Genomic DNA, 10,696 nt, shown 5'->3' on the forward strand with positions numbered 1-10,696 from the left:
GAGGCCGGCAATGAGCAGCAACGACCATTTCCAGGCTGAAGAGCTGGCTTTGCGCAGGCGCCGTTCGCGGCGCACCGCGCTGGTGGTCGGCCTGATCGCGGTGGCGGTCTACGTCGGCTTCATCCTGTCCGGGGTGCTGGCGAGTTGACCGCGCCGGCGCCCGCACCCAAGCCCAATGCCGGCCTTGGTCGGCTGATTGGCGTGGCGTTCGCGGTGTTCGTGCTGACCTTCTCGCTGGTGCCGCTGTACCGCATCGCCTGCGAAAAAGTATTCGGCGTGCGCCTTGAGCGTGGCGCGACCACGCATGAAACCAATGCGCAGGCGGCCAGCGGCAAACGCACCGTGCGGGTGGAGTTCGATGGCGGCGTCAATTCCAAGCTGCCGTGGGCCTTCCATCCGGAAAAGCTGACGATGGACGTGGTGCCGGGCGAGTTGAACGAAGCCCTGTATTACGCCCGCAACGACAGTGACCGCGCGCTGGTTGGCAGTGCGGTGCCGTCGGTGGCACCGGCCCGTGCCTCGGGCTACTTCAACAAGACCGAATGTTTCTGCTTCACCGCGCAGACCCTGCAGGCCGGTGAGAAGCGCGACATGCCGGTACGGTTCATCGTTGACCCGGACCTGCCTGCCGACGTCAACACGATTACCTTGTCCTACACCTTCTACAAGAATGATGCGCTGACTGAACGGCTGACCCCGGCATCTGCCGCGGCGGCCGCACACGCAGCTCCCTGATCACGGACCCGGAAGCAACGCCATGGCCCATAACACCCCTGATCCCAATGTCTACTTCGTGCCAAGCAGCAGCAAATGGCCGTTTGTAGGATCGATCGCGATGCTGGTGATGATGGTCGGGGTAGCCAGTTGGCTCAACGACGCCAGCTGGGGCCGCGCGGCCTTCTTCATCGGGGTGGCGATGATGGTGTTCACCCTGTTCCTGTGGTTCGGTGATGTCATCCGCGAATCCGAGGGCGGCAACTACAACCGCCAGGTGGATGGCTCGTTCCGGATGGGGATGATCTGGTTCATCTTCTCCGAGGTGATGTTCTTCGCTGCCTTCTTCGGCGCGTTGTTCTACACCCGCAACATGGGCCTGCCCTGGCTCGGCGGCGAAGGCCATGGCGTACTCACCAACGAATACCTGTGGGACGGCTACTCGGCTGCGTGGCCGACCAATGGCCCGGCCGATATCGGTGGCGCCTTCCAGACCATTCCGGCCTGGGGCCTGCCGCTGCTCAATACGCTGATCCTGTTGACGTCGGGCGTGACCCTGACCATCGCCCACCACGCGCTGAAGGCGGGCAACCGCAAGCAGCTGCTGATCTGGCTGGGGGCGACAGTGCTGCTGGGCTGCGTGTTCCTGTTCTTCCAGGCCGAGGAATACATCCACGCCTACAAGGAACTGAACCTGACGCTGGGTTCGGGTATCTACGGTTCCACCTTCTTCATGCTGACCGGCTTCCACGGTGCGCACGTGCTGCTGGGCACCATCATGCTGATCGTGATGTGGTTCCGTGCGGCCAAGGGACACTTCACCCGCGACAACCACTTTGGCTTTGAAGCGGCCGCGTGGTATTGGCATTTCGTCGACGTGGTGTGGTTGATGCTGTTCCTGTTTGTCTACGTGCTGTAACAAGCGTCGGCAGCCGCGCTGCAATGCAGTGCGGCTGCTGCGATGTTCAACCGCCCACACCATGCGGCTTGATCCAGCCCATGTAGATGCTCAGCGCAACCAGCAGGATCAGCACCACTGACAGCGCGATACGCCGCGTCAACGCATTGACCGTCCGTTTGGTCTGGCCGCGATCGATCATCAGGTAATAGAGGCCGGCACCAAGATTCCAGACGATGACGATCAAGAACGCGATTACCAGCAAGGTCTTCAACGAATCATTCATGCGTGGCTCGAAGGGTGGAAGGGCAGTGCTATATCACCCGCTTGGCGGCAGCTTGTCATGACGCGACAGCACACGGCCATCTTCGGCTGGGCGATGGCCGTGCTGGTGGCCGCGTTGTTCTGCGCGCTGGGTACCTGGCAGCTGCAGCGCATGCATCAGAAAGAGGCCCTGCTTGCGCAGTTGCCGCCGAGTCGCGACGCCGCGCTCAGCCTGGCGCAGGCCGCCGCCGCCCCGGATTCCCTGCATTGGGTGCGTGACCAGCTGCAGTTCCTGCCCGGCAGCGTGCTGCTGGACAACCAACTGCGGGAAGGTCGCGCTGGCATCAAGGTCTACCAGCCTGCGCGCGCTGCCGACGGAGCCGTCGTGCTGGTCGATCTGGGCTGGCTGCCGCTGCCTGCTGACCGCAGCATGCCGACGATCAGCGCAGAGCAGGGCACCCAGGCGTTGCAGGGACTGTGGGCGCCTGCGCCGGCAACTGGCATTGCCTTGGGCCCGGCATTGACGGCGGCCAAGCAACCGCAGACCTGGTTGGCGACACGGATCGACCTGCCGGCGATTGCCGCGCAGCTCGGACTGGACGGCGCCGTGCTGGCGCCGAAGGTGCTGCGATTGGATCCGGCCTTGCCGCTGGGCTATGCACGAGATCTGGATCTGCTGCCGAATACCTTGCCGCCTTCGCGGCATCTTGGGTATGCGGTGCAGTGGTTCGCGATGGCCTTGGCGGTGTTGTTGATTGCGCTGGTGTTGCAGTTCAAGAAGCGGCGGAAGGTGGGAGCTGGGAATGGGGGGTAGGTTGGAGCAAGGGCAATGGCTAAGCAGAAGCCACGGCCAAAGCACCCCTCCCCAACCCTCCCCTTGGCTACGCCAAAGGGAGGGGGCAGGTCGCCTCGCCGTCGTCTCTGCCTTTGCCGTTGAATTTCCCCCTCCCTTTCACCGAAGGTGAAGGGGAGGGCCGGGGAGGGGTGCTTTTGCTCCAGCCTTTGCTTTAGTTCCAGCTTTTGCTCCAGCTTTCGCACCCAGCCACTCCCCATCGCCAGCTCGAAAAGAACCCAGCCATGAACGCACTCACCCCCGACCAGCTCGCCACCCGCAACCGCGGTCGCCGGGTATTGCTGCTGATCTTCGCCATGTTCTTCGGCTCGATGGCGCTGGCTGGCATCCTGCGCTTCTCGGGCTGGACGCCGCAGATCAACCGCCATCATGGTGAACTGCTGCAGCCGGCGCTGGACCTGCGCAGCGAGCAGCTGCACCTGGCCAGCGGCCAGGCCTACGACTGGAACCCTGGCGAGCGCCACTGGCGCATCCTGCTGGCACCGCCGGCTGACTGCGCGCCGGCCTGCGTCACTTTGTCGCAGCAATTGGACAAGGTGTGGCAGTTGTTCGGGCATAACGCGGATAATGTCGAGATATTGTGGCTGGGTACGCCGCCTGAGCAGGTGGCTGCGACGCCGGCACTGAAGGTGCTGCAGCCCCAGCCTGCGTTCCGGGGCAAGCTGCCGGGGGTTGATGACCCGGCCGGCACCCCGGTGTATGTGATTGATCCCAATGGCTTTGTGGTATTCCGCTATGCGCCGGGTTTTGAACCGGGTGGACTGCGGGCTGATCTATCCAAGCTGTTGAAACTGATGTGAGTTCCGTTCGATGAATGCCTCCGCGCGTCCGGCGCTGTACCGCAATTTCCACCGACTGGCGTGGTTCGCACTGATCATGACGGCGAGCACGATCATGTTCGGCTCCTTCGTGCGCCTGTCCGACGCCGGCCTGAGCTGCCCGGATTGGCCTACCTGCTATGGCCGCGTGACCTGGCCGCAGACGCAGATGGAAGCCGCCCAGCACGTGGCCAGCGAGATCCGCCCGCTGGAGACCCACAAGGCCTGGCGTGAACAGGTGCACCGTTTCCTGGCCGGCCTGCTTGGCGTCGAAGTGCTGACCCTGGCATTGCTGGCGGCACGCCGGCGCAAGCACGGCATTGCCCAGATCGTCACTGCCTCGGCGCTGGTGGCGCTCGCGATACCTCTCTATATGCGCGGCGAACACGTGGCTTCCAGCGTGCTCGCCATCGGTGGCGAAGCGATCCTGCTGCTGGCGGCGCTGCGCTGGTCCAACATTGATCTGGCGCGCGCGGCCGTGCTGACCTTGGCGGTGGTCGTGTTCCAGGCCCTGCTGGGCATGTGGACGGTCACCTGGCTGCTCAAGCCCATCGTGGTGATGGGCCATCTGCTTGGCGGCATGCTGATGTTCGGCATGCTGGTGTGGATGGCGTGGAAGGCAACGCACCTGCCGATCACCCTGGCCGAGGCGCCGCGCCTGCGTTGGTGGCTGCGTGGCGCTGTTGCCCTGGTCGTGCTGCAGATCGCGCTCGGCGGCTGGGTCAGCGCCAACTATGCGGCGCTGGCCTGCGGCGGTGGCAGTGCCTCGCTGGACAACTTCCCGCGCTGCGTCAGCCAGTGGTGGCCGCAGCAGAATTACAGCGAAGGCTTCACCCTGTGGCGTGGCATCGGCGTGGATTACGAAGGCGGCGTGCTCGATGGCGCCTCGCGTATCGCCATCCAGATGGCGCACCGGATGTTCGCGGTGCTGGTGGCGCTGTATCTGCTGGTGCTGTCGGTGCGCATGTTCCGCCTGCCGGGCATGCGCGGTTGGGCAAGCGCCGTGATCGTGCTGTTGTTGCTGCAGGTCACGCTGGGCGTGCTCAACGTCAAGCTGGCATTGCCGCTGGCCGTTGCAGTGATGCACAGCGGCGGTGCGGTTGCCCTGTTGTTTGTATTGGTCACGCTGCTGGCGCGGCTGCGCGCCCCGGAGTGAATGATGCGTACAACATGGCGTGATTACTGGGACCTGACCAAGCCGAAGGTGGTGGCACTGATTGTGTTCACCGCCCTGGTCGGCATGTGCCTGGCCATTCCGGGCCTGCCGACCACCGCGCAGGTAGTGACGGGGCTGCTCGGTTTCCTTGGCATCTGGCTCTCGGCCTCGGCCGCGGCGGCAATCAACCAGCTGCTGGACGCGCGCATAGACGCGCAGATGGCGCGTACCTCGTGGCGCCCGCTGGTGGTCGGCAAGGTCTCGCCGCGGCAGGTGCTGGTGTTTGCCGGCGCGCTGACCGCGCTGTCGATGACCATCCTGGTGCTGTGGGTGAACGTGATCACCGCGGTGCTGACCTTCGCTTCGCTGATTGGCTATGCGGTGATCTACACCGTCTACCTGAAGCGCGCGACCTCGCAGAACATCGTGATTGGTGGTTTGGCTGGCGCGACGCCGCCGCTGCTGGGCTGGGCGGCGATCACCGGCATGCAGGGCAGCTCGGACTGGGCCTATGCCTCGCTGCTGGTGCTGATCATCTTCATCTGGACCCCGCCGCACTTCTGGGCACTGGCGATCTTCCGCCGCGTTGACTACGCCAAGGCCGAGATCCCGATGCTGCCGGTGACCCACGGTGTGCCACATACCCGCAAGCAGATCCTGGCGTACTCGGTGGTACTGGCGGTGGTGACGCTGCTGCCGGTGGCCATCGACATGAGCGGCATGTTCTACCTGGGGGGCGCGACGGTATTGAACATCGTGTTCCTCTGGTACGCATGGAAGATGCAGAACCCGCCGGACGAGATGTTCAACATGAAGATGTTCGGCTATTCCATCGTGTATCTGATGGCGCTGTTCGCCTTCCTGCTGATCGACCACTGGCTGCTGCCCTGGTTGTGATCGAGCAATGAAAAGGCCGGCATTAGCCGGCCTTTTCTTTTGTAGGAGCGGCGTAAGCCGCGAAGCTGATGGTCGTTCCGGCTACGGCAGGAACTGCAACCATGGAATGTTTGATTGCAGTGTGCATGCGCATCGGATGCATTGGTGGCTTCGCGGCTCACGCCGCTCCTACAACAACCGCAAGCCTGCATCATCACGGGCAACGTCTCTGCCGAGCATGGCTCGGCACCACCAACTTCGGTGTCGATTATTGCTGCGTTGTTTCAGCGTTCTGCTTCGCATACCGCTGCGCCACCATCGAGCAGACGATCAGCTGGATCTGGTGGTAGATCATGATCGGCAACACGATCGCACCGAGGCTGCCGCCGGCAAACAGCACCTTGGCGATCGGCACACCGGTGGCCAGGCTCTTCTTGGAGCCGCAGAACATGATGGTGATCTGGTCGGCACGGTTGAAGCCCAGCCGCCGTGCCAGCCAGGTGATGCCGGGCATGGCGATGGCCAACAGCACAATCGCAACCAGCGCAGCAGCCAGCAAGGACAGCGGCGGGGTCTTGCTCCACAGGCCTTCGCTGACCGATTCGCCGAAGGCAGCGTAGACCACCAGTAGCACCGTGCCCTGGTCGGTGTAACGCAGCAGGCCGCGGCGCTTTTCGATCCAGCCACCAATCCACGGCCGCAGCAGGTGGCCAAGCACGAATGGCACCAGCAACTGCAGCATGATCGCGCCCACCGCATGCAGCGGGTTGGCCATGCCGCCCTGCGAGCCTGCGAGCACGGTCATCAACAACGGGGTCAGGAACACGCCGAGGATGCTGGACAGCGAAGCCGCACACACGGCTGCAGGCACGTTGCCACCGGCAATCGAGGTGAAGGCAATCGAAGACTGCACGGTTGAGGGCAGCGCACACAGGAACAGCACGCCGATGAACAGCTCCGGCGTCAGTGCCCACCCGGCCAGCGGCTTCATCGCCAATCCCAATAGCGGGAACAGCACGAAGGTGCAGGCCAGGATGGTGATATGCAGGCGCCAGTGCAGCAGGCCGGCGACGATGGACTCACGCGGCAGCCGCGCGCCATGCAGGAAGAACAGCGCGGCGATGGCGATATCGGTGAAGTGGTCGAAGCCCCTGGCGGCGGCGCCGGTAAGCGGCAGCACGCTGGCCAAGGCGACGGTGGCGAGCAGGGCGAGGGTGAAGTTGTCCGGTCGCAGTCGCGACCACCAGCGGGTCATGTCGGCAATGCCTCCTGATCAGGGTGTGGGTGTTTCCAGAACAGCGCGTACAGCGGGCTCGAGCGAAGTCATGCCCGCATCGCGGCCGAACTTCAGGGCATCGTCCATCGCAGCGCCGTTGACGCGTGCTTCGATCACCGACAGCAAGGCGCCAGCGCGGTTGGAGGAGGCGCAATGCAGCAGGGTCTTGCCGCCGTCCTGCTTGAGCAGGCGGTCCAGCGTGCGTGCGTTGGATTCGGTGATGTCGCCGGCACCGGCGATGGGAAGGCGCACATAGCGCAGGCCGAGTTGTTCGGCCAAGGCGGCTTCGTCGTAGCCACGATCTTCATCGGTGCGGCGCAGATCAATGACGGTGGTGACGCCATTGGCGGCAGCGTCGCGCAGCTGCTGTGCGCTGGGTTGGCCGGCGGTGATCAGGTCCGGGCGCGGCTGGCGCAGTGTTGCATCGCCAGCGTAGGCGTTGGCGGCGAGCAGCAGCGAGAGGAGCAGTGACAGGCGGTAGGTGTACATGCAGTGCTCCCTTGCAGATGTCAGAGGCGCAGGCTGGCGCGGGCCTTGAGCAGCTCGCGCAGTTCGTATTTGTCGGTGTCGTCCAGGCCTTGCTGGCGTTGTTTTGCCTGCAGCTCGTCCAGGCGCTGGGTCAGCAGCTGCTTCTCCAGCTGCAGTACGGCGTCCTGCAGTTCCTGCGCCCACATCGCTTCATCGCCGGGCAATGCCTGCGCGGCCAGCTTGTGCAATGCGGCCTGTTCTTCGCGCTCGTTGAAGTGTTCGAGCAGGGCGCCGGTGCTGATGTCGGGGCGCTGCTGCACTAGGTTCAACAACTCGACCAGCAATTCGATGCCCGGCAGGCGCAGGCCGCCGATGGCGTGGTGACCTTCCAGGCTCATTGCCAGCGAGGGCTGCTGCAGCAGGATGGCAATGGCTGCACGCACCAGGCTGCGTTTCTGAGCGGGAACCGCGTTGTTGCGCATCGGTGGCCGCGCTGCAGGCGCGGCGGCTGTTGCCGTGCTGCCGATGCCGGTCAGGCGCGCCAGCTCCTGCTTCATCAGGTCGCCGAAGGCGCCATCGGGAATCTGCGCCAGCATCGGCTTCGCTCGTTCGGCCAGGCGTGCCTTGCCGTCCAGCGTGCCGAGGTTGATTTCGCGGCTGAGTTCGTCGAAGAAGAACTGCGACAGCGGCGTGCCCTGCTTGAGCCGTGCATCGAAAGCGTCGGCGCCTTCCTTGCGCACGATGGTGTCCGGGTCCTCGCCATCGGGCAGGAACAGGAAGAAGGCCTGGCGGCCATCCTTCATGCGCGGCAGCACCGACTCCAGTGCGCGCCAGCCGGCACGGCGACCGGCGGCATCACCGTCGAAGCAGAAGTACACATCGGGCGCGTTGCGGAACAGCAGCTCGGCATGGTCGGGCGTGGTCGCCGTGCCCAGCGTCGCCACCGCCTGGGTGACGCCGAACTGGAACAGGCTGACCACGTCCATATAGCCTTCGACCACGATCAGGCGTTCGATCTTCTGGTTGGCCTGGCGCACCTGCCACAGGCCGTACAGTTCCCGGCCCTTGTGGAACAGCGCGGTTTCCGGCGAGTTGAGGTACTTGGGGCCGTCGTCCTTTTCCATCACACGGCCGCCGAAGGCGATGACGCGGCCACGGCGGTCGAAGATCGGGAACATCACCCGGTCGCGGAACTTGTCGTAGACGTGGCCACGGTCGTTCTTGGAGAACAGGCCGACGCGTTCGAGCAGCTTCATGCGCCGCTCGTCCTTGCCCAGCGCGTCCTTCAGCGCGCTATAGCCATCCGGCGCATAGCCGATGGAGAAGCGCGCGCGGGTATCGGTATCGACGCCACGGCCATCGAGGTAGGCGCGGGCCTTGTCGTTGCCCTCCAGCTGCTTCTGGAAGAAGCGGGTGGCGGCATCCAGCGCAGAATACTGGTCGCGGCTGTCGTCCTGCTGCTGCGGCGTGCGTGCGTTGGTTTCGCGTGGGATTTCCATGCCCACGCGCTTGGCCAGTTCGTCCACCGCATCGAGGAACTCGAGGCGGTCGTAATTCATCAGGAAGCTGATCGCGGTGCCGTGCGCGCCACAGCCGAAGCAGTGATAGAACTGCTTGGTCGGAGAGACCGTGAACGAGGCTGAGCGCTCGTCATGGAAGGGGCAGCGCGACGCGTATTCCTTGCCCTGGCGCTTGAGCGGCACACGTGAGCCCACCACTTCGACGATGTCGGTGCGGGCCAGCAAGTCGTCAATGAACGCGTCGGGAAGTCGGGCCATGCGGCAAATGAACAGCGCCGCCGGTTGGCGGGGCGCGATGAAAGGGGGAAGGGGAGTGTACTAGGCTGGGCTGGCGCTGGCTGGCTGTTGGGCTTGATGGTTTTAAGTCAACGGTAAGAGCCACCCCTCCCCAGCGCTTCCCTTCGATGCGCGAAAGGGAGGGGGCAGAGCTCGCTCCCTCCCTTTGCCGCAGGCAAGGGGAGGGCCGGGGAGGGGTGCTTTGGCTCCAGCTTTTGCTCTGCCGTCAGTCCAAAGCCCCAGCATCAACTTCCGCAGCCGCCACCTTCCGCCGCGCATACGCCCGCTCATCGATCACCGCGGTGATCAGTGCGCCGCCAAAGAACACCACGCTGGCGTAGTAGATCCACACCAGCATGATCACCAGCGTGCCCATCGAGCCATAAGCACTGCCCGGCGCGGCATTGGCGATGTACAGGCCAATCGCATAGCGGCCCAGGGTGAACAGCACGGCGGTAATCGCACCGCCGAGAAAGGCCTGGCGCCAGTCCACGGGTCGGTCCGGCAGGTAGTGGTAGAGGAAGGCAAAGCCCAGTGCGTACAACAACAGGGTGGTCACATAGCCCACCGCCGGCAGCGCCGAGGGCAGGTGCGAGAAGATCACCTGCAGGGCAGTGGTAGCCACCATCGACACGATCAGCAGGAAGCCCAGTGCCAGCACCACGCCGGCCGAGAACACCCGCTTCTTCAGCCAGCCGAAGATGCCTTCGAAGCGCTTGGAATCGGTACGGAAGATCAGGTTCAGGGCAGCCTGCAACTGGGCGAATACCACGGTGGCGCCGATGAACAGCAGGACCAGGCTCCAGATGCCGGCAAACGAGCCCAGGTCCGGCTGCTCGCTGGCATTGGTGATCACCGTGCGGGCGACCTCGGCGACGCTGGGGCCTGCCAGCGAGCCGATCTGCTCGATAAGTGTCTGTTGCGCAGGTGGGTACAGTGAGGCGGTCAGCCACAGCAGCAGGACCAGCAGCGGCGCCAGCGACAGCAAGGTATAGAAGGCCAGTGATGCTGCCTGGGTCATCACGTCGGTTTCGACGAAGCGGCGCAGAAGGGCGGCCGGCAGGCTTTGCTGGAGCAGCTCCAGCCGGGATTTGAGCGAATGCAGGGTGGGGCGGGTTGCAGGCATCAGGTAGGTCGCGTGAAGTCAGGGCTCTGTTCTAGCAAAGCCGGGCTTCGGAGCGGGTGAATAGGGCGGTCCTCGGCGGCCAAATCGGCCCACACCTGTAGTGCCGAGCCATGCTCGGCAGGGGCTTTCCCGAAAATGCACAACAGATGTGGGGGCGGCGTCAGCCACGAAGCCACATCCAGATCAGAAGCGGTGAAGCCAACCCCTCCCCAGCCCTCCCCTTGGCCTGCGGCCAAAGGGAGGGGGGTGTAGTGCCGAGCCATGCTCGGCAAGGAGCTTTCCCGGTAATGCATGGAAATGTAGGAGCTGTGTCAGCCGCGAAGCCACGGGTCCCTCAGGTTGCGGACCGGCGGTGATTCCAGCGTTGCCAGCTTCGCGGGGGGCGCCGCGCCGTCAAAAAAACTGGAGGGGAGGAACAACAAAGCCCGCCCGGGGCGGGGCGTGTCGCCCA

The 10,696-nt window shown here is 64.4% G+C and carries 11 protein-coding genes and 1 pseudogene; 7 read left to right on the forward strand and 5 right to left on the reverse strand.

Annotated elements, in window-relative coordinates; translation table 11 throughout:
- The first annotated feature begins 10 nt into the window (after nt 1-10).
- From QMX78_RS07680 to QMX78_RS07690, 3 genes are read left to right on the forward strand one after another with little or no spacing between them, the layout of a single operon-like run.
- Nucleotides 11-148: a hypothetical protein gene (locus QMX78_RS07680; protein WP_282268142.1), complete on the forward strand. Its 138-nt coding sequence runs from the start codon at nt 11-13 to the stop codon at nt 146-148.
- On the forward strand, nt 145-735 hold the full coding sequence (locus QMX78_RS07685) for a cytochrome c oxidase assembly protein (RefSeq protein ID WP_282268143.1): 591 nt from the start codon (nt 145-147) through the stop codon (nt 733-735). Before QMX78_RS07680 ends, QMX78_RS07685 begins: the two co-directional genes overlap by 4 nt.
- A 22-nt stretch (nt 736-757) precedes the next feature.
- Nucleotides 758-1,633 carry a cytochrome c oxidase subunit 3 gene (locus QMX78_RS07690; RefSeq protein ID WP_282268145.1) on the forward strand — a complete coding sequence of 292 codons (876 nt, stop codon included), beginning with the start codon at nt 758-760 and terminating at the stop codon, nt 1,631-1,633.
- Nucleotides 1,634-1,679: 46 nt separating this feature from the next.
- Here the strand turns inward: QMX78_RS07690 and QMX78_RS07695 are convergent, their stop codons facing one another.
- Nucleotides 1,680-1,898, reverse strand: coding sequence for a twin transmembrane helix small protein (locus tag QMX78_RS07695; protein ID WP_282268147.1), 219 nt, complete (start codon nt 1,896-1,898; stop codon nt 1,680-1,682).
- Between the two features lie 57 nt (nt 1,899-1,955).
- On the opposite strand from QMX78_RS07695, the gene QMX78_RS07700 reads away from it, so the two are divergent.
- The 4 genes from QMX78_RS07700 to cyoE all read left to right on the forward strand — a co-directional run bounded on the left by QMX78_RS07700 (nt 1,956) and on the right by cyoE (nt 5,600).
- A complete protein-coding gene (locus QMX78_RS07700) occupies nt 1,956-2,690 on the forward strand; it encodes an SURF1 family protein (protein ID WP_282268149.1) in 735 nt (244 codons plus the stop codon).
- A 263-nt stretch (nt 2,691-2,953) separates the two neighbouring features.
- Complete coding sequence (locus QMX78_RS07705) at nt 2,954-3,529, forward strand: hypothetical protein (protein WP_282268150.1); 576 nt, start codon at nt 2,954-2,956, stop codon at nt 3,527-3,529.
- 10 nt (nt 3,530-3,539) lie between these two features.
- Nucleotides 3,540-4,703 carry a COX15/CtaA family protein gene (locus tag QMX78_RS07710; protein ID WP_282268151.1) on the forward strand — a complete coding sequence of 388 codons (1,164 nt, stop codon included), beginning with the start codon at nt 3,540-3,542 and terminating at the stop codon, nt 4,701-4,703.
- Nucleotides 4,704-4,706: 3 nt separating this feature from the next.
- A complete protein-coding gene (gene cyoE / locus QMX78_RS07715) occupies nt 4,707-5,600 on the forward strand; it encodes a heme o synthase (RefSeq protein ID WP_282268154.1) in 894 nt (297 codons plus the stop codon).
- A 247-nt stretch (nt 5,601-5,847) separates the two neighbouring features.
- Here cyoE and QMX78_RS07720 read toward each other — a convergent pair whose 3' ends face one another.
- The 4 genes and pseudogenes from QMX78_RS07720 to QMX78_RS07735 all read right to left on the reverse strand — a co-directional run.
- The gene (locus tag QMX78_RS07720; RefSeq protein WP_282268156.1) at nt 5,848-6,834 is read right to left on the reverse strand and encodes a bile acid:sodium symporter family protein; all 987 of its coding nucleotides are present in this window, start codon (nt 6,832-6,834) and stop codon (nt 5,848-5,850) included.
- Between the two features lie 18 nt (nt 6,835-6,852).
- Complete coding sequence (locus tag QMX78_RS07725; protein WP_282268158.1) at nt 6,853-7,344, reverse strand: sulfur transferase domain-containing protein; 492 nt, start codon at nt 7,342-7,344, stop codon at nt 6,853-6,855.
- A 20-nt stretch (nt 7,345-7,364) separates the two neighbouring features.
- Entirely contained in the window at nt 7,365-9,101 is a 1,737-nt protein-coding gene (gene dnaG / locus QMX78_RS07730; protein ID WP_282268160.1) for a DNA primase, read from the reverse strand.
- A gap of 301 nt (nt 9,102-9,402) precedes the next feature.
- Nucleotides 9,403-10,245, reverse strand: a pseudogene (locus QMX78_RS07735) (YihY/virulence factor BrkB family protein); the annotation flags it as partial.
- Nucleotides 10,246-10,696: the final 451 nt, after the last annotated feature.

Source organism: Stenotrophomonas sp. PS02298, from assembly GCF_029959445.1.
In the GTDB taxonomy this organism is placed as follows: Bacteria; Pseudomonadota; Gammaproteobacteria; order Xanthomonadales; family Xanthomonadaceae; genus Stenotrophomonas.